Raw genomic sequence first — 23,776 nt, forward strand, 5'->3', positions numbered from 1 at the left:
CGGGGGCGTCGTGGCGATATTACACGCTTGGGTAAATCTTGCAGGGCGCGGCCCAGGCTGGCATCCCGCTTGCTGGGTCAGCCCTCGCCGGGGTGCTTGCCGTCGACGACCCAGGCGCGCAGGGCGGCCAGCGCCGCGGCTTCGGCTTCCGGCCCGAAGCGGCAATGGCCCTGGCCCACCGGCGGCAGTTCGAACACCTGGTTGCCACGGCCGGCGTTGCGCGCCAGGTTGAGATAGCGCGAGGAGGTTTGCGAGGGAATGGATTCGTCCACCTCGTTGGCCATCAGTACCACCGGGCGCTGGGTGTTGCCGGTGAGGCGCAGGCGCGCGTTGGCGTAGGCCACGGCCTCTGGGTCGCCGGCATAACGGCGCACGCCGGCGTTGAGCGAGGCGTCGTCTTGGAAGCCGCTGTAGGTGACGCGGGTGTTGTCCACGGGGATGCCGCCCGCGCGCTCGCGCAGCTCGAACAGCACGCCGTAGCGCAGCATCAGGCCACCGGCCAGGCCCTCGCGCGGGATGCCGAAAGCCTGGCCCAGGCGCACCGCGAAATCCTCGTCGGAGGCCAGCGCGGTTTCGATGGCCGCCGGATCCGGCCAGCGCGGCGCGTCCGCGCTGAACAGCCCACCCGGCGCCAGTACGCCCGGATGCCTGTACTCGAACACCGCCAGCGCGCCCAGCAGCGGGCCGTTGAACAGCTCTTCGGCCGGCGCATTGGCGCCGCACAGCGCCAGGCCGCCGTCGTAGGCAGCGCCGTGGGTCTCGAGCGTGCCCAGCACCAGGTGGCCGCCCATCGAGTGGCCCATGGCCCAGGTGCGCTTGGGCTGGCCCAGAAGGCCGACTACGTGGCGGCGCATCGCCTCGGTGTCTTCCAGCCCCTCGGCCACGGCCCAGCCGCGCGCGGAGTAATCCGACTGCGCCACCGCGAAGCCGCGCTCGAACAGCCAGCCCTCGTAGCCGTTGCGCGGCATCACCTCGGGAATCGGCTGCTCCGCCGGTGCATAGCCGTGCATGTAGACGACCAGCTCGCCGTTCCAGTTCTCCGGCACGTCGAGCCGCCAGGGCGCGCCATCGATGGTGCCGGCATGCTCGCTGGGCTGCGCGACGGCCGACGCATTTTCCGCGGCCAGCGCGGACGGGGACGAAACCAGGACAAGCAGGACCAGCCACAGGAACAGCGACTTCAGGCGCATGGAGCGACTCCGGACCAAGGTGGCCGGAGTGTGCCAGTTTTCGATTGCAGGGTGCGGCCCTGCCTCAGGTCACGACGTCAACGTAATTGACCTGCACCACCGGCGGCGGGATCGGGTCGCCATCCTCGCGCATGCCGGCGAGGTGGAGTCCGATGGCTTCGGGCATCAGCTGCTGGAGCTCTTCCTGCGAATTTTTCGTGGCGGCAGTTGCAGAAGAAAGCGGGCCGGTTTGGGTTGACTTGGGCGTTTCAAGCGATAGGATGGGTTCAACGATCACCGCCGAAAGGAGCGTCCCGATGAAGACCGTCATCGCTAGTGCCGCCGTTGCCCTGATTGCCGTCGCAGGCTGGGCCGCCCATTCCCACGCCCAGGCCCGCGCCAACTGGCAGCCGACCTGTCGGAGCGTCGGCTGCATCGAACCCGATGCTGGCCTGCACGCGCCGGAAGGCGCGCAGCTCAGCTTCGAACGGTGCGACGCGGCCAAGGGCACTTTCAGCCGCTACCGCTACGAACGCCAAGCTGGCGGCTGGGCGCTGGTGGAGCGGATGGAGTCGGCGCAGTTGGATTGTGAGGGGTGATGGGGAGTCGTCCGCGCCCGACCTATTCCGTTGAAAAACTCGGTTTCTGGCTGGCGGCTGGGCGTGACGGCTTGGCCGGCTCATTGATTCTTTCGTCCAGGGCGACTAGAAAATGGGCGCGCAAGCGCCCTTGGACCTCAGAAGGCCGTTGCCATTGCCGCGTCGGGGCTTTTCGGCATCAACCACGCTGCCATTCTTCGTAAATTCTGTGCGGTTGCCGCCAATAGGAACTCATCTCGGGCACTTTTCAGGCCGCGTAGCCGCAACCTGTCTAATCGCAAGATGCGTTTGAGGTGCGCGAACAGCATCTCGACCTTCTTCCGATGTCGCCGTGACTGGGCATATCTCTTCGTCGTCGACAACTGGCGCGCCACGTCCCGTGCGGCCTCGTTCACCTGGCGGGCGATCCTTCGATGCGTCGTGTTGGGGCAGCACCGCGCTTTCAGTTCGCAGCCAGCGCAGTCGTGAAAGTTGCTGCGATAGATCAGCGTGTTGTCCGCGGTTGGTTTGCCGCTGGATCGCAGCGGCTTGCCTTGGGGGCAGCGATATTCGGCTGCGGCCGCGTCCCACGTGAAGTCGGATCGCCCCAGCGATCCATCCTTGCGCTCGGCTTTGTCCCAGACCGGCACATGCGGTTCGATGTTTTTCTCATCCACCATCCAGCCGAGCATTTCTGAGGTGCCGTAGGCGGTGTCGCCGATGAGCCGGGTCGGCTTGAGGTCGAAGCGCTGCTCGACCCGATCGACCATGGTCCGAGTTGCTTCGACCTCGTTTGTCCGATACGCAGGCGTGGCCTCCACATCGACGATGACGCCCGCCTTTACATCGATCAGGTAGTTGGTCGAGTAGGCGTAGAAGGCGGGGCCGCCCGGCGCCGCGGTCCATTGCGCCGCCGGGTCGGTCAGCGACACGTTCTTGGGCGTCGTGCGCGGCGCCTCAGCCTCGTCGAGCGCCTCCAGGTACTCGCGAACCGGGCGTGTGAGCGGCGACTCCCGGTCCCAGGCGGCGTCGGCGCCCGGCACGCCCTTCTGCCGGTTGGCATCCGCCTTGATGACGCTGGCGTCGATCGCGAAGCCCTCGCCGCCGACCAGGCCTTCGGCCAGGCAGCGCTCGAGCACCTTCTCGAACACGAACCGCAGCGTGTCGTTGTCTCGGAAGCGGCCGTGGCGGTTCTTCGAGAACGTCGAGTGGTCCGGCACGGCATCCTGCAGGCCAAGCCGGCAGAACCAGCGATACGCCAGGTTCAAGTGGACTTCTTCGCACAGACGGCGCTCGGAGCGGATGCCGAAGCAGTAACCCACGATCAGCATCCGGATCAGCAGGGCCGGATCAATGGAAGGACGGCCGGTGTGGCTGTAGTGCGGGGCCAGATGCTGGTGCAACTCGCCCAGGTCCAGGAAGCGGTCGATGCCGCGGAGCATGTGGCTCGCCGGGACGTGGTCTTCGAGGTTGAAGGCGTAGAACAGGGGCGCTTGCCCGGTTTCCTGACGTCCCATCATCGCTGCGATTTCCGCTTGCTCAATGGGAGATCAGTGGACCAGCTTCCGCCGGTCGATTCAACTGGATTTCCGGCGATTGGTCGAGGAGTCAGCCAGCAGCAACGGTACCGACCAAGTTGCACAGGTCACTTCGAAGCGGCCCGACACTCCGGGTCTGACGCCGAGACAGACCATTGCAGATTTCAGCGGAAGCCGTATCGGACTTTTGCGTGATACTGCAGGCCGTCAGGATTTCCACAGGTCTCGCGCCGGCTTCCGGCGGAGAGTGACCAATACGATCAAGGATCGAAGGACTTAAACCATGCACCAGGATTCCGACCCTGCGTCGAGCAACCATTGGGAAGACGTTTATCGGACCAAGTCTAGTGACAAGGTCAGTTGGTATCGCCCGCATCTCGATATCTCGATCGACCTACTTTCCAAGGCCGGCGCCAGCCCGCACTCACGCGTCATCGATGTGGGGGGCGGCGCATCCACGTTGGTGGATGACCTGTTGGAGCTAGGCGTCGCCAATATTACGGTCTTGGATCTGTCCGAGCAGGCCTTGGCACTGGCGCGTCAACGGCTGGGAAACCGGGGCTCGGAAGTGCGCTGGATGTGCGCCGACATTCTCACCGCCACCTTGCCGGACGCAGGCTTCGACCTTTGGCACGACCGTGCTGTCCTGCATTTCCTCACTACCCCCGCATCAGAGAGGCGCTATGCGGAGCAGGCCGCTAGGTCCATACGGTCAGGAGGACAAGCCGTCATAGGCGGTTTCGCGCCGGACGGCCCTGAGCGATGCAGTGGCTTGGAGGTAGCGCGCCGTTCGGCCCAAGACATTGCCGCCGTGCTCGGAGATGCGTTCGAACTGGTCGAGGAACGATACGAGAACCACACGACGCCGGGTGGGACGACACAGGCCTTTGCTTGGGCTCGGCTTCGTCGGCTCGACGGTGGCTGAGGCCCCGGGCAAAACTGGTTGCAGGCGGAGTTTTTCAACGGAATAGACCCAGAGCGGACGGTCGAGATTTGGGGCCAGATCGTAGGAATCCGTACCGCTCGGCTGCTCGAAGTGGGCGATGTCGGCCCGGCGAAGATTGAGTGCCGCAGACGCTGTTGATGCGGGCCAGCCGCGGCGCTGTTCGTTCTGCTGCTGCATATCGCGCTAGCCCCTCGCACGTCGGCGCGGGGGTGCGATGCAGGATTGGCGTTCGCTGCCGCGGGCGTAACCGAAAGTTAATGTCAATAACCATAGGCTGCGGCGCTTGGTCGAATCTACGCACTTTCACAAGGGATGCTCACCTATGCCTCCGCGCCGCCTTCCCGGCCTACTGCTGTGCCTTTGTATGGTTCCATTCTCGGCGCTCGGAGAGGCCTTGCCGCAGAGCGACCCCGACGCCACAACGCAGCTGGCGGCTGTGGAGGTACAGGGCGAAAGGCCTGGTCCGGGCTTGTGGAGAGTCGAGAAAGGCGATCACGTCCTGTGGATTCTCGGCACGCTGAGTCCGCTGCCCGCCAAGGTCGAATGGCGTTCGACCGAACTCGAGGCGCGCCTGGCCGAGGCCGAAGCGGTCATCGACCGGCCCGGCGTGCAGGTAACCAGTGGGGCCGGCAAGTGGCGTACAGCAATGGCGCTCCCGTCGTTGCTTGGTGCCCGCAAGAACCCGGACGGCGCCACCCTGCAGAACGTCGTCTCGCCAGAGTTGTATGCCCGCTGGGCGAGCCTCAAGGCCATCTACCTCGGCCGTAATCGCTCGGTGGAGCGCTGGCGGCCGGTTTTCGCCGCCGAGAAACTGCAAAGCGAAGCCGCAGATAGCGTAGGGCTGAAGTTCGGATCGCCGGCCTCGGCGCTGGTGCACAAGATCGCGGAGCAGCGCGAGCTGCCGGTCATCAAGCCGAACGTCGCCATCGTTATTAACGACTTGAAGGTTACGATCAGGGAGTTCAAGGCCAACGCACTGGGCGATACCGATTGCTTCGAGCGCACGCTGCGGCGTTTCGAGTCCGATCTCGACCTGTTGCGCGCCCGCGCCAATGCCTGGGCCGAGGGTGACGTGCCGTTGCTGCGCGAATTGCACGAAGCCGACCCGGAAAGTGCCTGCCTGGACGCCGTCCTGGGTGCGTCGGCGCTGCAGAAGCGCGGCCTTGACGACCTTCCTGAAAAGAAGCGCCAGGCGTGGCTCGCCGCCGTCGACAAGGTACTCGACGAGCACCGCATCAGCGTCGGCCTGCTTCCGATATCCGAGCTGCTGAAGCCCGACGGTTACCTCTCCGATCTCGCCAACCGCGGCTATGTCGTCACCGCGCCGGACGAGGATGAATCTGAGGATGAGAGCGACGTGGAGCTCGCGCCGACGCTCGATCAAAGCGCCTCGACGCCCGCCGGTTTTGAGTAGCGGTCGGGCCGATCTGGATTCCAATCCAGCCTGTGCAAGAGATTGGAAGTGAAGCGCCCCGGCCGAAGGCATCCAATTGCGCCACTTCGGCCTGAGCGCCACCCTGCAGCCATGATCTGCCTGTCCAGCCCAAGACTGATTCCAGCAGCGGGTCCGATCAAGGCGCGACGGCATAACCAACGCGCCCTGAGTGGCCACGCCAGCCAGCCTCAGGCAGCGGCGCCAGCACATTGGTTATGTGCTGGCGCCGGGAGCTGTCACGCCGCCTTGCGCAACGCCACCTTCGGGAAATCCACCGGCACGTCGAGCGCCACGTTGACGTAGTTGGTGAACAGGTTGAGCGCGATGTGGGCGAGGAGCTCGACGATGGCTTCGTCGTCGAAGCCGACGTTGCGGAGGGCCTGCACGTCGCTGGCGTCCACTGCGGCGCGGCGTTCGACCACCTTCAGGGCGAAGGCGAGTGCGGCGGCGGTTTGCGGATCGGTGCTGTGGCCCAGCTGGGCGGCGGCCATCTCGTCGGCGCTGGCGCCGGCCTTGCGGCCCAGGGCGGTGTGCGCGGCCAGGCAGTACTCGCAGGCGTTGCGGTTGGCGATGGCCACGGCCACCTGCTCGCCCAGCTTCGCCGGCAGCGAGCCGCCGCCGAGCGCGCCGAAGCCGGCCCACATCTGCTGCAGCGCGGCCGGCGAGTTGGCCACGGCGCGGAACATGTTGGGCGTGGCGCCGAACGCGCCCTGGATCTGGGCCAGCAGCGGCTGGCTGGCGGCGGGGGCGGTGTCGGGGGTGTGGAGGGGAACGCGGGACATGGGATTCTCCGGAAGGGTCGCGCCGATTGCGCCAACACAGGATCGGGCGCCAGGCCGGCGTTTGGGTGATACTTCGTCCGGGATTCTTGATGGAGCGTCCGGAATGGCCGTCGACCGCCTGCAGGGCCTGCTGAGCCGCTTTTCCGTGAGCGCCCGCCTGTTCCACAGCGGCCCGCTGTGCGGCATCAACGATTTCGCCGACAACGGCATGGGGCAATTGCATCTGGTGCGGCGCGGGCCGCTGGAAGTACGCCACGCCGGCGAGGTGGTGCAGGTGACCGAGCCGAGCCTGCTGTTCTACCCGCGCCCGCTGGCGCACCGCTTCATCAGCGACGACACCGTGGGCGCGGACATGGCCTGCGCCAACCTGGCCTTCGGCGGCGCGGTGTCGGCCGGCGTGTCGATGGGCGCCACCCACCCCATCGCCCGCTCACTGCCACCCTTCGTGGGCCTGCCCCTGACCGCCCTGCCCGGCGCCGCGCCCGTGCTCGAGCTGCTGTTCGACGAAGCCTTCGCCCAGCGCTGCGGCCGGCAGATCGTGGTGGACCGCCTGTTCGACGACAGCGGGTTGATTACCGAGGGGCCACTGGCAGGGCTCGGCCACCCGCAGCTGGCCAAGGCCCTCGTGGCGATGCACGACGAACCGGCGAACCCGTGGACGCTGGAGACATTGGCCGCCCACGCCGGCATGTCACGTAGCCGATTTGCAGAGGTTTTTTCCCAGGTCGTCGGCGAGACACCCGCCGCCTACCTGGCTCAGTATCGGATCACGCTGGCGCAGCAGGCCCTGCTGCGCGGCGAGGGGCTGGAGCGGATTGCGCACCAGGTGGGGTATGGGAGCAGCGCGGCCCTATCGCGCGCCTTTAGCGCCGTTTGTGGCGTTTCGCCCCGGGGCTGGCGCCGCTCGTTGCCGGACTGATCGGCGAGGTCGCGCACCAACGCCAATGGATTGGTGCAGCGGCGTCAGTCGTTCATTTCCGCCAGCAAGTCACGGGACTTCGTATCGCCCTGTGACGCCGCCTGCTCCAGCAAGCGGCGCGCAGCAGCGCGATCGCCTTCCTCGTTTCGCTCGATGCGCATGAGGGCCGCGTTGTAGGCGGCGATGGCGACGCCGTGCTCCGCAGCGAGCTCGAACCCGTCCAGCGCCTTCTCACGGCAAAGGTAAAAGACGTCCCAGCCGATGGCGGCATGAAGCAGCAGCTCCGCGTCACCGCCGTCGATGAAACGTTGCTCCATCCCCGCGGCCCAGCCATGCGCCAGCGGCACCAGCACCTCGTCTCCCTCGGCCACCTCGTAGTAGCCACTACCGTTGCGGGCGGTGTATGCCTGCTTGGTTAGTCGAGTGGAGCCATCCGGTGACAGCCAGAGAAAACCGTCGGCACCGAGCACCGGCATTCCATCCAAGGCTTTGGACAACCGCTGCGCAAGCGGGCGGTCGCCACCACCCGTCCAAGAGCCCAGGAGCACCACCCTCTCGGTGGCCTCGTTGATGTGCGGCCGAATGACTGCCGCCAGTTCTTCTACCTGCATCATGCGGCCATCGGGGCCATACAGGTGCCAGGGGCTGGAGGCCAGCGAGATGGAGACCTCGCTGTCCGAGTCTGGATAGGCCTCGGCATACGCGTACACCGCCCGGCTCGAGGGAATGCAGGTCTGCGCCTCGGCGTTACAGCCCTTGACCACCTCAGTGCCGCCGAGACCGAGGCCCGTATCGCAAGCCGTGACGGCACCAGAGAGGGCGAACAGAAGGAAGATTCCGGAACTATGAGAGAGAGGGCTGAGCATGGCGTGCGCCTTGTGATTCAACTCATTTTCGGGCTCCGCTGCCCGGTTCACGCAAGCTTACACCTGCGCCAACCTCGCCTTGGGCGGCGCGGTACGGGCCTGCGTGGCGATGGCCGGCACGCATCCCCTCGCCCGCTCGCTGCCGCCCTTCGTGGGCCTGCCCCTGGCCGCCCTGCCCGGCGCCGCGCCCGTGCTCGAGCTGCTGTTCGACGAAGCCTTCGCCCAGCGCTGCGGCCGGCAGATCGTGGTGGACCGCCTGTTCGACGAGGCCCGCTGGCCGCGCTGGGCCGCCAGCAGCTGGCCAAGGCGATCGTTGCGATGCACGACGAACCGGCGACGCCCTGGACGCTCGAGACCTTGGCCGCCCGCGCCGGCATGTCACGTAGCCGATTTACAGAGGTTTTTTCTCAGGTCGTCGGCGAGACACCCGCCGCCTACCTGGCGCAGTATCGGATCACGCTGGCGCAGCAGGCGCTGCTGCGCGGCGAGGGACTGGAGCGGATCACGCAGCAGGTGGGGTACGGAAGTGCGGCGGCGTTGTCGCGGGCGTTTAGTGCAGTCTGTGGTGCAACGCCACGGGCATGGAGGGTGCTCCGGACTGAACACCATACGTCTGGCGCAATCGAACCACGTGGAAAGCAGTGATAGATCTGATGGCCTGCCCGCGCTCGCAGGACCGGGCGCCACGACCACATCAGTCCTGAAGCTTCAGCAGATCGACCGGGAGTAGCCCCTCCGGTGTCTTGAGCGGGCGCCTAGATCTACCGACAGCAAGCCAAGAAATCGGCCGCGTTTGTCGCATCTATCCTCACGTGAAGCGTGCCGGGGGGCGCAGGCGAAGATAGTTCAACAAAACTTCTCCGATGAAACAGGTTCTGCGGAAAGATTGCGATGCAGCGCTCGCCGTTCTTTGAGGACGGATACAAGATCGCTTCGTAGCCAGCGGCAAGGATTAGGCCTGCCAGGACCTGGCTCAAAGCCGGCACCTCAAACTGAATTGGCCACTGCCGCCAGTTCGTAGCCATCACAGCACGCTGAAGAGTGCTCGGCGTGCGAATCACGCGAATCTTGCTGCGCTGAATCCGCAGCGCACGCATGGCCTCAAGCAGTTCTGCGGGCATCTTGAATTTTGCAAGTGCTTTGCACAGCGGCGCCAATGCCTTTAGATCAGTCAGATCAAATGCGTGCGCGATGACGCCGTGCATAAAGACCACTGAGTGACTTTCGCGAGGCATCAGGGAAAAGTCATTCGGGCTAAGCCCAGCGACACTTCCCACTCTCGCGACACCGTACTTTTCTCGATAAGCGGTCTCCTCATCAGAAGCGATGTAAAGGGCGGGCCACGGAGATCGCACATCAGTAGGAATATCGCGCCCAACATTGAAGCGGCCGCCGACGGAAAACAGACTACCGATCGGCGAGAGAGGATCTAGACTGTAACGATGTGGAACGATTCGACACCAGTTAGACAGCTCGACCTCGCAAGCGCCAGGTTCTTGCAGGGCGTCTGTTAGCTGTGACCTCACTGCATTACGCTGGGATTCAAAGCCAAAGTGCAGGAGGTTATGTAGTCGGTCGAGCTGGGAGGAAAGGCGATTCCATCGATCCAGGTCGACGCTGGAAAAGCGATCCAGTTCCAACACCCCATTTGTGCTGGGCGGCGCGGCTCCATGGCCGCTTGGAATGGGCTGGCGAGGTCGATGCTTAGGCACCGGTTGACGGCGACCCGGAAGGCAGCGTGCGCGCCTGCTCGGCGATCGCACTAACAATAAACTTTCGAAGTTTGTCGTACCGGCCCAGCCGAATCATATCGCGAGGCGCGACATCACCCAGTAGCGGGTTCACCGCCTTGAACCAAAGAGCTGTCTTGACGGCATCTCCGTCGAAGACGCCAGCCACCAAATTGATGACCGAACCAATTTCCTCAAGGCGGTCGCGAACCTTGCTGGGAATGGCATCATCCCAGCGCACAGACGATGGAGCCACCTGGGCGATCTTGGAGACTTCGTGCTTCTTGAGTCCTAGTACTTCTGCGACGGCCTTGGCATCAAAACTCGCGCCTTCGCCGAATTGCATGTAATCCCGCGCGGGGACGTTGGCGAACAAGTTGGGGCGCATCACTTTCTCCACCCCAGTCTACCTCTGGGAGTGAGTACTCTACCACGCTCCAACCACGATTCAACCACGCCCTTGGGGGCGCGTTGCCTCCTCCCACGATACGCCCGGATTCCCCATAAAATCATTAACTTAGAGGACTCGCGACTGAAGTTTAGTCGAGAGACTCGGACTCAACTCCGCCATAAATGGGCGACAAACCTATGCGTTGCTTCAAACGCCAGTCGGATTCGCCTTCTCGGGATCAATCTTGTACTGCTTGATCGCCCGCGCCACATCCTTCCCGTTCATCTTTCCCTCCGCCGCCAGCGCCGCGATCGCGGCGTGGGCGATGTAGTAGCGGTCGACTTCGAAGAAGCGGCGCAGGTTGGCGCGGGTGTCGCTGCGGCCGAAGCCGTCGGTGCCCAGCACGGTGTAGTGCATCGGCACGAAGGCGCGGATCTGGTCGGCGAAGGCGCGCACGTAGTCGGTGGCGGCGATGGCCGGGCCCTGGCGGCCTTCCAGGCACTGGGTGACGTAGGCCTTGCGCGGGGTCTTGGCTTCGGGGTTGAAGCGGTTCCAGCGCTCGGCGTCGAAGCCGTCGCGGCGCAGCTCGGTGAAGCTCGGGCAGCTCCAGATGTCGGCGCTGACGCCGAAGTCCTTGTCCAGCAACTCGGCGGCGGCAATCGCCTCGCGCAGGATGGTGCCGCTGCCCAGCAGCTGCACGCGCAGCTCGCCCTTCTTGGGCTTGCCGGCGTCCTTGAGCAGGTACATGCCCTTGAGGATGCCCTCGGCCGCGCCTTCCGGCATGTCCGGGTGCGGGTAGTTCTCGTTCATCAGGGTCAGGTAGTAGTACTCGTCCACCTGGTCCTCGAGCATGCGCTTCATGCCGTGCTGCAGGATCACCGCCACCTCGTAGCCGAAGGTGGGGTCGTAGGCGCGGCAGTTCGGGATGGCGCCGGCCAGCAGGTGGCTGTGGCCGTCCTCGTGCTGCAGGCCCTCGCCGTTGAGCGTGGTGCGGCCGGCGGTGGCGCCCAGCAGGAAGCCGCGCGCGCGCATGTCGGCCGCCTGCCAGGCGCTGTCGCCGATGCGCTGGAAGCCGAACATGCTGTAGTAGATGTAGAACGGCAGCATCGGCTGGTCGGACGACGAGTAGCTGGTCGCCGCCGCCATCCACGAGCTGAAGGCGCCGCATTCGGTGATGCCTTCCTCGAGCACCTGGCCGGCCTTGTCCTCGCGGTAGTACATCAGCTGGTCGGCATCCACCGGCTTGTACTTCTGGCCCTCCGGCGCGTAGATGCCGATCTGTCGGAACAGGCCTTCCATGCCGAAGGTGCGCGCCTCGTCGGCCACGATGGGCACGCACAGCGGGCCCACCTGCTTGTCGCGCAGCACGATGTTGAGCGCCTGCACGAAGCTCATGGTGGTGGAGTTCTCGCGCTCGCCGGTGCTCTTGAGCAGGCGCTCGAACACCTCGAGCTTCGGCGCCTCGAGCTGCTTGCTGGTCTTGCGGCGGCGCTGCGGCAGGAAGCCGCCCAGCTTCTCGCGGCGGCTGCGCAGGTACTCCACCTCCGGGCTCTTTTCGCCCGGGTGGTAGAACGGCACCTCGGCCAGCTTGTCGTCGCTGATGGGGATCTGGAAGCGGTCGCGGAACGCGCGCACGCCGCTGTCGTCGAGCTTCTTCGTCTGGTGCGTGGGGTTGAGGCTCTCGCCCCAGCTGCCCATGCCGTAGCCCTTCACCGTCTTGGCCAGGATGACGGTGGGCTGGCCCTTGTGCTTCATCGCGCGGTCGTAGGCCGCGTACACCTTGTGCGGGTCGTGGCCGCCGCGGTTGAGGCGGGCGATGTCCTGGTCGCTCAGGTTCGACACCAGCTTGAGCGTCTGCGGCGTCTTGCCGAAGAAATGCTCGCGCGTGTAGGCGCCGCCGAAGGCCTTGCAGTTCTGGTACTCGCCGTCGACGGTCTGCATCATCACCTTGCGCAGGCTGCCGTCGGTGTCGCGGGCCAGCAGCGGATCCCAGTAGCTGCCCCAGATCAGCTTGACCACGTTCCAGCCGGCGCCGCGGAAGCTGCCTTCCAGTTCCTGGATGATCTTGCCGTTGCCGCGCACCGGGCCGTCGAGGCGCTGCAGGTTGCAGTTGATGACGAACACCAGGTTGTCCAGGCCCTCGCGGCCGGCCACGCCGATCGCGCCCAGGCTCTCGGGCTCGTCCGTCTCGCCGTCGCCCAGGAAGCACCAGACCTTGCGGTCGCTGGGCTCGATGAGGCCGCGGTGCTCGAGGTACTTCAGGAAGCGCGCCTGGTAGATGGCGCTGATGGGGCCCAGGCCCATCGAGACGGTCGGGGTCTGCCAGTAGTCCGGCATCAGCCACGGGTGCGGGTAGCTCGAGACGCCCTTGCCGTCGACTTCCATGCGGAAGTTGTCGAGCTGGCTCTCGCTGATGCGCCCCTCGAGGAAGCTGCGGGCGTAGATGCCCGGCGAGCTGTGGCCCTGGATGTAGAGGATGTCGCCCGGATGCTTGTCGCCCGGCGCGCGCCAGAAGTGGTTGAAGCCCACGTCGTAGAGCGTGGCGCCGGAGGCGAAGCTGGCGATGTGGCCGCCCAGGTCGCCGGGCTTGCGGTTGGCGCGCACCACCATCGCCATCGCGTTCCAGCGGATGATGCTGCGGATGCGCCATTCCATGGCCGCGTCGCCGTCGCTGCGCGGCTCGAGGTGGGCCGGGATGGTGTTGATGTATTCGGTGGTCGGCTGGAACGGCAGGTGCGCACCGGCGCGGCGCGTGAGCTCGACCATGTGCTGGAGCAGGTGGTGGGCGCGCTCGGGGCCGTCGGCGTCGAGCACGGCCTTCATGGACTCGATCCACTCGCGGGTTTCGGTGGGGTCGAGGTCGTTTTCCAGGGCGTCGGTGAGCCAGTTCATTGCACTTCCTGCGGCCGGCGGCGCCGGCGGTCCATGTGGGTTTCGTCCAGACCGGCAAGTTTAGCCCACCCCGCGAGCTGACCGCCCTTCGCCGGGGTATGGGCCGAAAATGGGGTCAGAGTCAATTTCGGCCGAGAACTCCGGCTTCCGCCGCACCTTCGCCCGAAATTGACTCTGACCCCATTTTCGGTCGCTATGCTGCGGGCTGGACCCGGAGCCCCCCGATGCAAGACGCCGGTCGCGACGCGCCCGCCCAGGCCCCCCGCCAGATTCCCTGGCGGCTGAGCCTGCGCACGCGCCTGGTGCTGTGGTCCAGCCTCACCAGCGTGCTGCTGCTGGTGGCCGTGGCGGCCATCTTCTACGTGGCCGTGCGCGGCGTGCTGCTGGCCAATGCCCGCACCGAGATGCGCGGCCTGGCGCAGCAGTCGGCCGGCGGCCTGTCGGCCACGCTCGAGTCGGTGGAGGTCAGCGGCCGCACCCTGGCCGGCACCGCCTCGGGCCTGGGCCGGCAGCCGCTCGACCTGCGCACGCTGATGACCGCCACGCTCGAGGCCGACCCGGACATCGTCGGCGTGATGGTCATCATCGAGCCGGGCCGCCTGGCCCCCGACGACCCCGGATTCGACTGGTACCGCCGCCGCCAGGGCGCGGGCTACTTCGAGTCCACCGTGCGCGGCCTGGGCGAGGACTACCAGGACTACCGCACCAAGCCCTGGTACGCCCGCACCGTCGGTACGGCCCGGCCCTGGTGGGGCGACCCGTATGCCAACGACGCCACCGGCGGCGAGCTGTTCGTCACCTACAACCTGCCGCTGTTCCGCACCGGCGAAACCGCGGGCGCCATCGGAATGGTCAGCCTGGACGTGCCGGTGCGGCGCCTGCGCACCCAGCTGGGCGAACTGCTGGCCGCGCCCGGCCTGGTGCCCATGCTGTTCTCGCCCGAGCAGCACGTGGTGCTGCACGCCGACCCGTCGCTGGAAATGCAGGGCCGCCTGGGCGAGCTGATGAGTTCGCGCGGCCGCGCCGACCTGGCCCCGCTGCTCGACGCGCTGCAGCGCCGCCTGTCGCTGGAGTTCAGCCACGAGGTGCCGCGCGCCGGCGGCGTCGAGCACCACACCACCTTCGCGCTGCCGCTGGGCGACAGCGGCTGGGCCTTCGCGCTGGGCGTGCCCGAGGAGCTGATCCTGGCCCAGCTGCGCCAGGTCACGCTCTGGGGCCTGGGCGGCGGCCTGCTGGGCGTGGTGCTGTGCGTGCTGGCGGTGCGCCGGCGTGCCGGCATGATCGCCCGGCCCATCGAGGACCTCACCGATTCGGCCCGGCACCTGGCCCGCGGCGAGTTCGACTATCCGCTGGGCCACACCGCCCGCCGCGACGAGGTGGGCGTGATGGCGCGCGCCTTCGACAGCGCCCGCACCTCCATCAAGCAGCAGATCCGCGAGATCGCCGAGATGGCCAGCGAGCGCCAGAAGCTCGAGTCCGAGCTCGACATCGCCCGCGACATCCAGCTGGCCATGCTGCCGGCGCCGCGCACGGTGCGCCACGGCGGCGGCGAGGCCGTGCTGGGCGCGCTGCTCAAGCCGGCCAAGGCGGTGGGCGGCGATTTCTACACCTTCTTCGACACGCTCGACGGCCAGCTGTGGTTCGTCATCGGCGACGTGTCGGACAAGGGCGTGCCGGCGGCGCTGTTCATGGCGCGCACGGTGACGGTGCTGGAGGTGGCGGCGCGGCTGGGCGGTTCGCCGGCGCGCGCGCTGGCCGAGTCGGCGCGGCACCTGGTGGAAGGCAACGACACCTGCATGTTCGCCACCGTGGCCTGCGGCAAGCTCGACCTGGCCACCGGCGCGCTGGAGATGGCCAGCGCCGGCCACGAGCCGCCGGTGATGCTGCGCCGCGGCGCCGCGCCGGCCTGGCTGCCGCTGCCGGGCGGGCCGCCGCTGGGCTTCGAGGCCGACGCCGTCTTCGAATCCTGGACCGGCCGGCTTGAACCCGGCGACGGCCTGGTGCTTTATACCGATGGCGTCACCGAGGCCTTCGACCTGGCCAACGTGCCCTTCGGCGAGCAGCGCCTGCTCGGCGTGCTGGGCGAAGCGCGGGGGGCCGCGGCCACCTGCGAGGCGCTGCTGGCGGCGGTGCAGGCGCATGCCGGCGAGGCGCCGCAGTCGGACGACATCACGCTGCTGGCGCTCTGCTACCAGCGCGCAGCGGGCAAGGAGGACTGAGCATGCACATCCTGCTGAGCGTCCCGCAGGAAGAAGGCCAGCTGGGCGACCTGGTCGCCGCCATCGATGGCGTGCTGGCGCGCGAGGGCGTGCCCGGGCCGGTGGCGCACGACGTGCAGCTGGTCGCCGAGGAAGTGGTCTGCAACGCGCTAGAGCACGGCCGCGTCGAAGGGCGCGGGCACGAAATCAGCGTGGGCATCGGCATCGAGGACGGGCTGATCACGCTGGAGTTCCGCGACGACTGCATCGCCTACAACCCGCTCGAACGCCCCGACCCCGACCTCGACGCCGACATCGCCGAGCGGCCGATCGGCGGGCTGGGCGTGCACCTGATCAGGGAGCTGGCCGAGGAGGTCAGCTACCGCCGCGAAGAGCCGCACAACATCCTGCGCGTGGTACTGCGCACTGAAACCCACGGGAGCAACGCATGAGCCTGAAGGTCCAGATCCAGCCCGCCGCCAACGGCAGCCAGCGCGTCGCCATCGCCGGCCGCCTCGACACCCACACCTACCAGGAACTCGACCGGCAGCTGGCACCGGTGCTCGAGACGATGAACAAGTCGCTGGTGCTCGACCTGGCCGGGCTCGAGTACATCAGCTCGGCCGGCGTGCGCTCGATCTTCAAGGCCCGCAAGGCCCTGGCCGCGCGCGGCGGCAAGGTGCTGGTGGTCAACCCGCAGCCGCAGATCCAGAAGGTCTTCGACGTAGTGAAGGCCGTGCCGATGAACGAGATCTTCTCGTCCGTGGCCGAGGCCGACGCCTACCTCGACGCCATGCAGCGCAAGGTCCTCGAAGGCGACGACGACTAAAGAAACGGGGTCAGGTTCACTTATTGAAAAGGGCCCGCAATGCGGGCCCTTTTCAATAAGTGAACCTGACCCCGTTTCTTAGCCGCGGGCGGCGCGGATCTGGGCGTCGACGGCGGCGATGGCGGTCATGTTCACGACGCGGCGCACCGTGGCCGAGGGCGTCAGCACGTGGGCCGAGGCCGCCAGGCCCATCAGGATCGGGCCGATGCCCACGCCGTCGGTGACGTTGCGCACCAGGTTGTAGCTGGCGTTGGCGGCGTCGAGGTTGGCGAAGGCCAGCAGGTTGGCGCGGCCGGTCAGGCGCGAGTTCGGGAAGATGCGGCTGCGCGCCTCGGCGTTGAGGGCGATGTCGGCGTGCATCTCGCCCTCGACCTCGAGCCTGGGTGCGCGCTCGCGCAGGATGTCGAGCGCGTCGCGCATCTTCTGCGAGCTGGCCGACTCGCTCGAGCCGAAGTTGCTGTGGCTCACCAGCGCCGCCTTGGGCGTGATGCCGAAGAGCTTGAGGCGGAACGCCGCCTGCACCACCGACTCGGCCACCTGCGCCGCGGTCGGGTCCACCTGCACGTGGGTGTCGGTGAAGAAGAACACGCCCTTCTCGTTGAGCACGGCGCTGAGCGCCGACAGGCCGCGCACCTCGTTCTCCAGGCCCAGGATCTCGCGCACGTACTTGAGCTTGCGCACGTAGCGGCCCACCAGGCCGCACAGCAGTGCGTCGGCCTCGCCGCGGCGCACCATCAGCGCCGCGATCACCACGTCGCGCGAGCGCACGATGGCCTTGGCGGCCGAGGGCGTGATGCCCTTGCGCTGCATGATCTCGTGGTAGAGCTGCCAGTAGTCGTTGAAGCGCGGGTCGTCGTCGATGTTGGTCACGTCCACGTCCACGCCGATGCGCAGGCGCAGGCCCAGGCGCTGGATGCGGCGCTCGATCACCGCCGGGCGGCCGACCAGGATCGGGTGCGCCAGGCCCTCGTCGACGATGGTCTGCACGGCGCGCAGCACGGTCTCTTCCTCGCCCTCGGCGTACACCACGCGCTTGCGGTCGGCGCGGGCGCGGTCGAACACCGGCTTCATCAGCAGGCCGGTGCGGAAGACCCAGCTGCTCAGGCGGTCGCGGTAGGCCTCGAGGTCAGCGATCGGGCGCGTCGCCACGCCCGAGTCCATCGCCGCCTTGGCCACGGCCGGCGCCAGCGACACCAGCAGGCGCGGGTCGAAGGGACGCGGGATGAGGTACTCGGGCCCGAAGCGCGGCGTCTCGCCGGCGTAGGCGGCGCCCAGGTCGGTGGCTTCGCGGCGGGCCAGGTCGGCGATGGCGTGCACGCAGGCCAGCTTCATCTCCTCGTTGATCGTCGTGGCGCCCACGTCGAGCGCGCCGCGGAAGATGTAGGGGAAGCACAGCGCGTTGTTCACCTGGTTCGGGTGGTCGCTGCGGCCGGTGGCGATGATGGCGTCCGGGCGCGCCTGCCGCGCCAGGGCCGGGTCGATTTCGGGCGTGGGGTTGGCCAGGGCGAAGATGACCGGACGTTCGGCCATCCGCTGCACCATCTCGGGCTTGAGCACGCCGCCGGCCGAGACGCCGATGAACACGTCGGCGCCACCGATGATGTCGGCCAGGGTGCGCGCTGCGGTGTCGCGGGCGTAGCGCACGATGCCGTGGTTGGCGCCGCCGGGCTGCAGGTCGGGGCGGCCGGTGTGCAGCACGCCGTCGCGGTCGACCACCAGGATGTTCCCGGGCTGCACGCCCAGCGCCACCAGCATGTCCAGGCAGGCGATGCCGGCCGCGCCGGCGCCGCTGACGGCCAGCTTCACCGTCGCGATGTCCTTGCCGACGACCTTCAAGGCATTGAGCAGCGCTGCGCCGACGATGATGGCGGTGCCGTGCTGGTCGTCGTGGAACACCGGGATCTTCAGCCGCTCGCGCAGCTTCTTTTCCACCACGAAGCACTCGGGCGCCTTGATGTCCTCGAGGTTGATGCCGCCGAAGGTGGGCTCGAGGCTGGCGATGATGTCCACCAGCTTGTCCGGGTCGTTTTCGGCGATCTCCAGGTCGAACACGTCGATGCCGGCGAACTTCTGGAACAGCACGCCCTTGCCTTCCATCACCGGCTTGCCGGCCAGCGGGCCGATGTTGCCCAGGCCCAGCACGGCGGTGCCGTTGGTGATCACGCCCACCAGGTTGCCGCGCGCGGTCAGCGCGCTGGCCTCGCCCGGGTCGGCGACGATGGCCTCGCAGGCCGCGGCCACGCCCGGCGAGTAGGCCAGCGCGAGGTCGCGCTGGGTCACCATCGCCTTGGTCGGGGTGACCTTGATCTTTCCCGCCGGGGCCTGGCGGTGGTAGTCGAGGGCGGCCTGCTTGAAGTCTTCTTGTTCGGACATGGTTCTCGGGGTCGTCGTGTGGCCACCGGTGGCGCGGCGGCAAGACCCCCATTCTAGCGACCCCGGTCGCCCGCCCGGTTACGGGGGCGTATGGGGCGCCAGCACGCGCTCGCGCAGGCGCGCCAAAGGCGCCGGTGGCCCATCCGGGAAGCCCGCGTCGAAGGGCGCCAGCGCGGCCGCCTGCGCCGCGGCGTCCCCGCGCAATCCCGCCTGGGCGGCCAGGGCCAGCCAGGCCAGGGCCTGGTCCTCGCCGGCGGCCAGGGCCGGCAGGCGGTGCGATAGCGCCGTCGCGGCCACCGCGTCGGATTCGCCCAGTCCGGCGCGCGCCAGCAGGCGCAGGGCATCGGCCAGGGTGCGGGCGCGGCTGCCCGGCGCTTCGCCGGCGGCGCGGGCGCGCGCCTCGGCGGCGTCCACGTGCCCCAGCGCATCACGCGGGCGGCCCAGCAGCAGCTCCGCCATCGACAGCGCGCGCAGGGTGTCGCCGGCCAGCGGGTCGGGGGCGCCCTGCAGCCATCGGCGGGCCTCGGCGATGCAGTCATCGGTGGCGGCCGCGTCGCCCTGCAGGGACAGCGCCACGCAGCGCTGCGTCACCAGCCCCAAGGCTTCGGCCTGGGCCGGGCGGCCCTCGGCCTGGGCGCGGCTGAGCCACTCGGCCGCCTCGCGGCCCCGTCCGGCCTCGAGTTCGATGCGACCCAGCAGCGCCAGGCTGGCCCGGCGATCGTCGGCGGGCAGGCGCGCTTCGCGGCCCAGCGCCTGCGCTTCGAGCAGCTGCGCGCGTGCGCCGGCGGCGTCGCCGCTGCGCCACTGCAGTTCGCCCAGCAGGTGCAGCAGCGCGGCGCGCTGGCCCGGCTCGGCGTGCTCGGCGCGCACGCGGTCGGCCGCGACGGCCAGCGCGTCCCGGCTGGCCAGGGCAGCGGCGCCCGGGTCCTCGGGCACCACCAGGCTGGCCAGCAGGTCGCGCGCCGCCGCGCTGCGCTGCGCTGCGCGCTCGGCCTGCGCGGCCTGCCAGAGCGTGGCGCCGAGCATCGAGCCCAGCACCAGCGCCAGCGCCGCCGTCACCAGCGCCACGGCGCGGTTTCGGCGCAGGAAACACTGCAGTCGGTACAGATTGCCGGCGCCGCGCGCGCGCACGGGGCGGTCATGCAGCCAGGCCTTGAGGTCGCGGGCCAGGGCGTCGGGCGAGCGGTAGCGGTCGTCCGGGTCGTCGGCCAGGGCCTTGAGCACTATGGCGTCGAGGTCGCCGCGCAGCGCCCGCGCCATCGCCTCGCGCTGCGCCGGCGCCGCGCCGTCGGCCTCGCGGCAGGCGCGCGAGGGCAGCACCAGCGGCTCGCCGTCGGGGCGGCCTTCGCGCGGCGGCCGGCCGGCGAGCAGGCGGTAGAGCAGCGCGCCCAGGCCGTACACGTCCATCGCCGTGGACGCGGGCGCGAGCTGGAACTGCTCGGGCGCGGCGTACTGCGGCGTCCAGGCCAGCATGCGGGTGAGCGTCATGCCGGCCTGGCGGCGTTCGAGCAGGCCGCCGATGCCGAAGTCGAGCAGGCGCACGTAGCCCTCGCGGTCCACCAGCACGTTGCTGGGCTTGATGTCGCGGTGGATGACCAGGTTGCGGTGCGCATAGGCCACCGCGTCGCAGACGTCGAGCATCAGGCCCACGCGCGCGGCGGCGCCGAGGCCGCGCGAATCGCACCAGGCGTCGATGGGTTCGCCTTCCACCAGCGGCATGGCCAGCCAGGGCGTACCGTCCTCGGCCACGCCGCAGTCGACCAGGCTGGCGATGTGCGGGTGCTGCAGGCGCGCCAGGATGGCCTGCTCGCGCCGGAAGCGGTCGGCGCCGCCGGCCACGAGCGCGCCGATGGTGAGCAGCTTGATGGCGGCCACGCGCGTTTCGCCGCCCTCGTCGGTGCGGGCGCGGTAGACCACCGACATGCCGCCACGGCCGATTTCATCCTCGAGCACCCAGCGGCCGATGCGCCGGCCCTCGAGCCGCGCGTCCGGGCCGGCGGGGTCGAGCGGGCCATCGTCGCGGCCGTGAGCCTGCAGCAGGCGGCGCACGTGCGCGACGACGGCAGGCTCGAGCGCCATCGCCGCCAGCGCGGCCTCGCGTTCCGGCGCGGGCAGGTCGAGCAGGCCGTCGAAGATGGCGTCGGCCGCCCGCCAGCGCGCGAGCTCGTCCTCGATCATCCGGTGGTGTCGGCCAGCTGGGCGTAGAGGAAGGCGCGGGCGCGCTCCCACTCGCGCTTGGTGGTGCGCAGCGAGCAGCCGAGCAGGTCGGCGATTTCCTGGAACTCCAGGCCCGCGAAGAAACGCAGCTCCACCACCTGCTTCTGGCGCGGGTTGAGCTCGCCGAGCACGTCCATGGCCTGGCTCACCGCGAGCAGGTCGGCGTTGCCGGCCATGGCCAGCTCGCTGAGGTTCTCGTCGAGCGTCACCGCGTTCTGGCCGCCGCCGCGCTTGACCGCCAGGTCGCGGCGCAGTTCGTCGATGGCGATGTGGCGCATGGCCTTGGCGGCGCAGGCGAAGAAATGCGAACGGTCGGTGATCGACAGCCCGGCGTTGCCCACCAGCCGCAGGTAGACCTCGTGCACCAGCACGGTGGGGCTGAGCTGGCCACCGGCCCCGGCCAGGCGCGCCTGCGCCAGCCGGCGCAATTCGGGATACAGCGCCTGGAACACGGCGTCGAGCGCCTGTTCGTCGCCATCGCCCGCGCGTTGCAGCAGTTCGGTGATCTCGCTCATGGCAGCCCTCCCCGGCCCCGGCGCGGTCATCTTAGCCCCAGCAAACGCTCAGAGCCCGAGAACGAGGTCGTCGGCCTCGACGTGGTCGAGGCGGATCTTGTTGGCGAACAGCGAAAACGCGAGGTTGCCGGCCAGGCCATTGGCCCGCTGCATCCAGGGCGGCAGGTAGCGCGGCGGCGCCACCGCGCCCGAGGCGAAGGCCGGCTCGAGCGAGAACACGTCCTCGAGCGCGAACTTGCCGGCGAACAGCTGCCGCGCGCGGCCCAGCTGGTGGTGGCGCAGGCACCAGCGGAAGAAGGTGTGCACGCCCAGCAGCCCGCGCAGGTAGACCGCGTCCTTGGTGAAGGCCGAGCCGCCCTCGAGCGGCGCGCCGCGGAACACGCGCTGGGTGGAGGTGAAGCTGTCCACCGGCGACTGCCCGGCCTCGAGGAAATGCCGGAACACGTCGACGAAGCCGGCACCCTGGATCGCCATCTCGATGGCGACGATGCGCAGGCTGATGCGCTTCATGCGCTCGATGTCCATCGCGCCCGAGATCAGCTCGGCGAAGGTGGCCAGGCCTTCCTGGGTGGCGGTGCTGCGCGGCGAGCCGCGCGCCAGCGACTTGAGGTGCGGCTGCTCGCGGCCGTTGATGCCGGTGAGCGAATGCACGAAGGCCTCGTGCACCAGCAGCTGGTTGCGGTCGTATTCGGAAAAGCCGGTATTCGTGCGCAGGCGGATGCGGGTGGCGCTGGCGGCGGCCTTGGCGATCAGGCTGTCGTCGAGCTCCACGCGCACCACGTGGTCGGTGAAGAAGGCCGACACCGCGGCCTGCAGCTCGGCCTGCACGGTTTCGGCCGGCAGCACGTACTCGGGCTCGACCTCGCGCAGCTCCTGGTCCATGGCGTCGGCCACGTCGATGAAGTGGCGCGCGGCCTCGAGGCTGGTCGGGCCGCCGCCGGGCAGCACTTCCACCGGGCGGCCGAACAACCTGGCCGAGTGTTCGGTGATGGCCGGCGTGCCCAGCGAATCGAGCAGGTGGGTGGTGGTGATCCAGCTGTCGGCGGTGCTGCGCAGGTAGCGGCCCAGCGGGTCGTCGGGGTCGGCGGCGTCGAACACCGCCTGCAGCTCGCGCCGGCGCTCGGCGTGGTCGCCGCGCGGGTACTGGTGGTCGGGCAGGTGGATGCGGCCCACGCGCCAGGCACCGAGGAACAGGGCCTGCTCGCTTTCGGGCCAGCTCACCGCCTCGAGCAGGCGGATGCCGCGCGCCGCCGCCACCAGGCGCGCATCAAGCGCGGCGTGGTGGGCCAGCGAGCGCGGGTCGGCTTCCATCAGCGGCGGCCGTACTTGTCCTTGAGGCGGCCGGTGATGGTCTTGCTCAGCGCGCGCGCCTCGGCCTTGCGTTCGGCCTGCGAGGTGGCCGCGGCCTCGAGTTCGTCGCGCAGCTTGGCGAAGTTGGCGAAGCGCGCCTCGTCCAGGCTGCCGTCCTCGATGGCGGCGCGCACCGCGCAGCCCGGCTCGCCGAGGTGGGCGCAGTCGCGGAAGCGGCAGTCGGCGGCCAGGCGCTCGATGTCGTCGAAGCTTTCGACCACGTCCTCGTCGCCGCTGAGCTTGACCTCGCGCATGCCCGGCGTGTCGATCAGGCAGCCGCCCTGCGGCAGCGGCATCAGCACGCGCGCGGTGGTGGTGTGGCGGCCGCGCGAGTCGTTGGCGCGCACGGCATTGGTCTTCATCTTCTGCCGGCCGAGCAGGGTGTTGGTGAGCGTGGACTTGCCCGCGCCCGAGCTGCCCACCAGCACCACCGTGCGGCCGGGGCCGAGGTAGGGGTGCAGCACGGCGGTGGAGGCCGGGTCCTTGGCGTTGACGGCGTGGATGGGCACGCCCGACTCGGACACCTCCAGCAGCAGATCGATGCAGTCCTCGACGATTTCGCACTCGTCGGCCTTGGTCAGCACCAGCACCGGCGAGGCGCCCGAGGCGCGGATGAGCACCAGGTAGCGCTCGATGCGGCGCGGGTTGAAGTCCTGGTCGAGCCCGACCACCACCAGCACGTGGTCGACGTTCGCGGCGATCAGCTGCTGGCGGTGGTGCTCGCCGGCGGCGCCGCGCTTGAGCACCGAACGGCGCGGCAGCAGGCCGGCGATGGTCTTGCCGGCTTCGTCGAGCGTCACCCAGTCGCCGACCGCGGCGCGTTCGTCGGGCGGGAAGCGCGGGCGGGTCCAGGGCACCGGCGGCTGCACGCGCCGGATGTCCTCGGCGCCCAGGGCGATGTCGTAGGCGGTGCGGTGCTGGCTGGCCACGCGGGCCAGGCGGGCGCCGGGCGCCGCGGCCAGGGCCTCGCGCGCGGTCTCGTCGTCGGGCCAGCCGAGGGCGCGAAGGCGGGCGAGGTCATCAGGTTCGGCGTGCATTGCCCCGGATG

21 protein-coding genes are annotated in these 23,776 nt (G+C 68.7%); 8 read left to right on the forward strand and 13 right to left on the reverse strand.

The window, feature by feature from the left end:
* Positions 1-77 precede the first annotated feature (77 nt).
* Together ABS41_RS09015 and ABS41_RS09020 are read right to left on the reverse strand one after the other, a co-directional pair.
* The gene (locus tag ABS41_RS09015; RefSeq protein WP_290593087.1) at positions 78-1,190 is read right to left on the reverse strand and encodes a hypothetical protein; all 1,113 of its coding nucleotides are present in this window, start codon (positions 1,188-1,190) and stop codon (positions 78-80) included.
* 64 nt (positions 1,191-1,254) lie between these two features.
* A complete protein-coding gene (locus ABS41_RS09020) occupies positions 1,255-1,500 on the reverse strand; it encodes a hypothetical protein (RefSeq protein ID WP_290593089.1) in 246 nt (81 codons plus the stop codon).
* Between ABS41_RS09020 and ABS41_RS09025 the strand changes: the two genes are divergently transcribed.
* On the forward strand, positions 1,487-1,768 hold the full coding sequence (locus tag ABS41_RS09025) for a hypothetical protein (RefSeq protein WP_290593091.1): 282 nt from the start codon (positions 1,487-1,489) through the stop codon (positions 1,766-1,768). The two genes, ABS41_RS09020 and ABS41_RS09025, sit on opposite strands and share 14 nt — an antisense overlap.
* 137 nt (positions 1,769-1,905) lie before the next feature.
* Here ABS41_RS09025 and ABS41_RS09030 read toward each other — a convergent pair whose 3' ends face one another.
* Positions 1,906-3,267: an IS1182 family transposase gene (locus tag ABS41_RS09030; protein WP_290593093.1), complete on the reverse strand. Its 1,362-nt coding sequence runs from the start codon at positions 3,265-3,267 to the stop codon at positions 1,906-1,908.
* A 301-nt stretch (positions 3,268-3,568) separates the two neighbouring features.
* On the opposite strand from ABS41_RS09030, the gene ABS41_RS09035 reads away from it, so the two are divergent.
* Complete coding sequence (locus ABS41_RS09035) at positions 3,569-4,210, forward strand: class I SAM-dependent methyltransferase (protein ID WP_290593095.1); 642 nt, start codon at positions 3,569-3,571, stop codon at positions 4,208-4,210.
* A gap of 415 nt (positions 4,211-4,625) precedes the next feature.
* Complete coding sequence (locus ABS41_RS09040) at positions 4,626-5,645, forward strand: TraB/GumN family protein (RefSeq protein WP_290593097.1); 1,020 nt, start codon at positions 4,626-4,628, stop codon at positions 5,643-5,645.
* Between the two features lie 257 nt (positions 5,646-5,902).
* Here ABS41_RS09040 and ABS41_RS09045 read toward each other — a convergent pair whose 3' ends face one another.
* On the reverse strand, positions 5,903-6,448 hold the full coding sequence (locus ABS41_RS09045; protein ID WP_290593098.1) for a peroxidase-related enzyme: 546 nt from the start codon (positions 6,446-6,448) through the stop codon (positions 5,903-5,905).
* Positions 6,449-6,551: 103 nt separating this feature from the next.
* On the opposite strand from ABS41_RS09045, the gene ABS41_RS09050 reads away from it, so the two are divergent.
* Positions 6,552-7,367, forward strand: coding sequence for an AraC family transcriptional regulator (locus tag ABS41_RS09050; protein ID WP_290593100.1), 816 nt, complete (start codon positions 6,552-6,554; stop codon positions 7,365-7,367).
* A 44-nt stretch (positions 7,368-7,411) separates the two neighbouring features.
* On the opposite strand, the gene ABS41_RS09055 is transcribed toward ABS41_RS09050, so the two are convergent.
* The gene (locus ABS41_RS09055) at positions 7,412-8,233 is read right to left on the reverse strand and encodes a hypothetical protein (RefSeq protein ID WP_290593102.1); all 822 of its coding nucleotides are present in this window, start codon (positions 8,231-8,233) and stop codon (positions 7,412-7,414) included.
* A gap of 318 nt (positions 8,234-8,551) precedes the next feature.
* On the opposite strand from ABS41_RS09055, the gene ABS41_RS09060 reads away from it, so the two are divergent.
* Positions 8,552-8,878 (forward strand): AraC family transcriptional regulator, encoded by a 327-nt coding sequence (locus tag ABS41_RS09060; RefSeq protein WP_290593104.1) that lies wholly within the window; start codon positions 8,552-8,554, stop codon positions 8,876-8,878.
* Positions 8,879-8,994: 116 nt separating this feature from the next.
* Here the strand turns inward: ABS41_RS09060 and ABS41_RS09065 are convergent, their stop codons facing one another.
* From ABS41_RS09065 to aceE, 3 genes are all read right to left on the reverse strand, one after another.
* Entirely contained in the window at positions 8,995-9,873 is an 879-nt protein-coding gene (locus ABS41_RS09065; RefSeq protein WP_290593106.1) for an RES family NAD+ phosphorylase, read from the reverse strand.
* A 64-nt stretch (positions 9,874-9,937) separates the two neighbouring features.
* On the reverse strand, positions 9,938-10,351 hold the full coding sequence (locus ABS41_RS09070) for a hypothetical protein (protein ID WP_290593108.1): 414 nt from the start codon (positions 10,349-10,351) through the stop codon (positions 9,938-9,940).
* A gap of 210 nt (positions 10,352-10,561) precedes the next feature.
* On the reverse strand, positions 10,562-13,246 hold the full coding sequence (gene aceE, locus ABS41_RS09075) for a pyruvate dehydrogenase (acetyl-transferring), homodimeric type (RefSeq protein WP_290593110.1): 2,685 nt from the start codon (positions 13,244-13,246) through the stop codon (positions 10,562-10,564).
* Between the two features lie 224 nt (positions 13,247-13,470).
* On the opposite strand from aceE, the gene ABS41_RS09080 reads away from it, so the two are divergent.
* From ABS41_RS09080 to ABS41_RS09090, 3 genes are read left to right on the forward strand one after another with little or no spacing between them, the layout of a single operon-like run.
* Positions 13,471-15,465, forward strand: a complete 1,995-nt coding sequence (locus ABS41_RS09080; protein WP_290593112.1) for a SpoIIE family protein phosphatase — start codon at positions 13,471-13,473, stop codon at positions 15,463-15,465.
* Positions 15,466-15,467: 2 nt separating this feature from the next.
* Positions 15,468-15,896 carry an ATP-binding protein gene (locus ABS41_RS09085; RefSeq protein ID WP_290593114.1) on the forward strand — a complete coding sequence of 143 codons (429 nt, stop codon included), beginning with the start codon at positions 15,468-15,470 and terminating at the stop codon, positions 15,894-15,896.
* Complete coding sequence (locus ABS41_RS09090) at positions 15,893-16,273, forward strand: STAS domain-containing protein (RefSeq protein WP_290593116.1); 381 nt, start codon at positions 15,893-15,895, stop codon at positions 16,271-16,273. Before ABS41_RS09085 ends, ABS41_RS09090 begins: the two co-directional genes overlap by 4 nt.
* Before the next feature lie 78 nt (positions 16,274-16,351).
* On the opposite strand, the gene ABS41_RS09095 is transcribed toward ABS41_RS09090, so the two are convergent.
* The 5 genes from ABS41_RS09095 to rsgA all read right to left on the reverse strand — a co-directional run bounded on the left by ABS41_RS09095 (position 16,352) and on the right by rsgA (position 23,765).
* Positions 16,352-18,646 carry an NADP-dependent malic enzyme gene (locus ABS41_RS09095; RefSeq protein ID WP_290593118.1) on the reverse strand — a complete coding sequence of 765 codons (2,295 nt, stop codon included), beginning with the start codon at positions 18,644-18,646 and terminating at the stop codon, positions 16,352-16,354.
* A 78-nt stretch (positions 18,647-18,724) separates the two neighbouring features.
* Positions 18,725-20,824 (reverse strand): serine/threonine-protein kinase, encoded by a 2,100-nt coding sequence (locus tag ABS41_RS09100; protein ID WP_290593120.1) that lies wholly within the window; start codon positions 20,822-20,824, stop codon positions 18,725-18,727.
* A complete protein-coding gene (locus ABS41_RS09105) occupies positions 20,821-21,378 on the reverse strand; it encodes an ECF-type sigma factor (protein ID WP_290593122.1) in 558 nt (185 codons plus the stop codon). Before ABS41_RS09105 ends, ABS41_RS09100 begins: the two co-directional genes overlap by 4 nt.
* Before the next feature lie 48 nt (positions 21,379-21,426).
* Positions 21,427-22,689 (reverse strand): flavohemoglobin expression-modulating QEGLA motif protein, encoded by a 1,263-nt coding sequence (locus ABS41_RS09110; protein ID WP_290593123.1) that lies wholly within the window; start codon positions 22,687-22,689, stop codon positions 21,427-21,429.
* Positions 22,689-23,765 (reverse strand): ribosome small subunit-dependent GTPase A, encoded by a 1,077-nt coding sequence (gene rsgA / locus ABS41_RS09115; RefSeq protein ID WP_290593124.1) that lies wholly within the window; start codon positions 23,763-23,765, stop codon positions 22,689-22,691. Before rsgA ends, ABS41_RS09110 begins: the two co-directional genes overlap by 1 nt.
* Between the last annotated feature and the right edge of the window lie 11 nt (positions 23,766-23,776).

Origin of the sequence: Arenimonas sp. SCN 70-307, assembly GCF_001724815.1 — a bacterium.
Taxonomy (GTDB): Bacteria; Pseudomonadota; Gammaproteobacteria; order Xanthomonadales; family Xanthomonadaceae; genus Arenimonas.

Coding starts and splice junctions, on each gene's coding strand:
- aceE (WP_290593110.1), bottom strand. CDS start 13,246: ATGAACTGGCTCACCGACGCCCTGGAAAACGACCTCGACCCCACCGAA.
- ABS41_RS09020 (WP_290593089.1), bottom strand. CDS start 1,500: ATGACGGTCTTCATCGGGACGCTCCTTTCGGCGGTGATCGTTGAACCC.
- ABS41_RS09080 (WP_290593112.1), top strand. CDS start 13,471: ATGCAAGACGCCGGTCGCGACGCGCCCGCCCAGGCCCCCCGCCAGATT.
- ABS41_RS09060 (WP_290593104.1), top strand. CDS start 8,552: ATGCACGACGAACCGGCGACGCCCTGGACGCTCGAGACCTTGGCCGCC.
- ABS41_RS09110 (WP_290593123.1), bottom strand. CDS start 22,689: ATGGAAGCCGACCCGCGCTCGCTGGCCCACCACGCCGCGCTTGATGCG.
- ABS41_RS09055 (WP_290593102.1), bottom strand. CDS start 8,233: ATGCTCAGCCCTCTCTCTCATAGTTCCGGAATCTTCCTTCTGTTCGCC.
- ABS41_RS09090 (WP_290593116.1), top strand. CDS start 15,893: ATGAGCCTGAAGGTCCAGATCCAGCCCGCCGCCAACGGCAGCCAGCGC.
- ABS41_RS09050 (WP_290593100.1), top strand. CDS start 6,552: ATGGCCGTCGACCGCCTGCAGGGCCTGCTGAGCCGCTTTTCCGTGAGC.
- ABS41_RS09015 (WP_290593087.1), bottom strand. CDS start 1,190: ATGCGCCTGAAGTCGCTGTTCCTGTGGCTGGTCCTGCTTGTCCTGGTT.
- rsgA (WP_290593124.1), bottom strand. CDS start 23,765: ATGCACGCCGAACCTGATGACCTCGCCCGCCTTCGCGCCCTCGGCTGG.
- ABS41_RS09030 (WP_290593093.1), bottom strand. CDS start 3,267: ATGATGGGACGTCAGGAAACCGGGCAAGCGCCCCTGTTCTACGCCTTC.
- ABS41_RS09045 (WP_290593098.1), bottom strand. CDS start 6,448: ATGTCCCGCGTTCCCCTCCACACCCCCGACACCGCCCCCGCCGCCAGC.
- ABS41_RS09100 (WP_290593120.1), bottom strand. CDS start 20,824: ATGATCGAGGACGAGCTCGCGCGCTGGCGGGCGGCCGACGCCATCTTC.
- ABS41_RS09035 (WP_290593095.1), top strand. CDS start 3,569: ATGCACCAGGATTCCGACCCTGCGTCGAGCAACCATTGGGAAGACGTT.
- ABS41_RS09025 (WP_290593091.1), top strand. CDS start 1,487: ATGAAGACCGTCATCGCTAGTGCCGCCGTTGCCCTGATTGCCGTCGCA.
- ABS41_RS09095 (WP_290593118.1), bottom strand. CDS start 18,646: ATGTCCGAACAAGAAGACTTCAAGCAGGCCGCCCTCGACTACCACCGC.
- ABS41_RS09070 (WP_290593108.1), bottom strand. CDS start 10,351: ATGCGCCCCAACTTGTTCGCCAACGTCCCCGCGCGGGATTACATGCAA.
- ABS41_RS09085 (WP_290593114.1), top strand. CDS start 15,468: ATGCACATCCTGCTGAGCGTCCCGCAGGAAGAAGGCCAGCTGGGCGAC.
- ABS41_RS09105 (WP_290593122.1), bottom strand. CDS start 21,378: ATGAGCGAGATCACCGAACTGCTGCAACGCGCGGGCGATGGCGACGAA.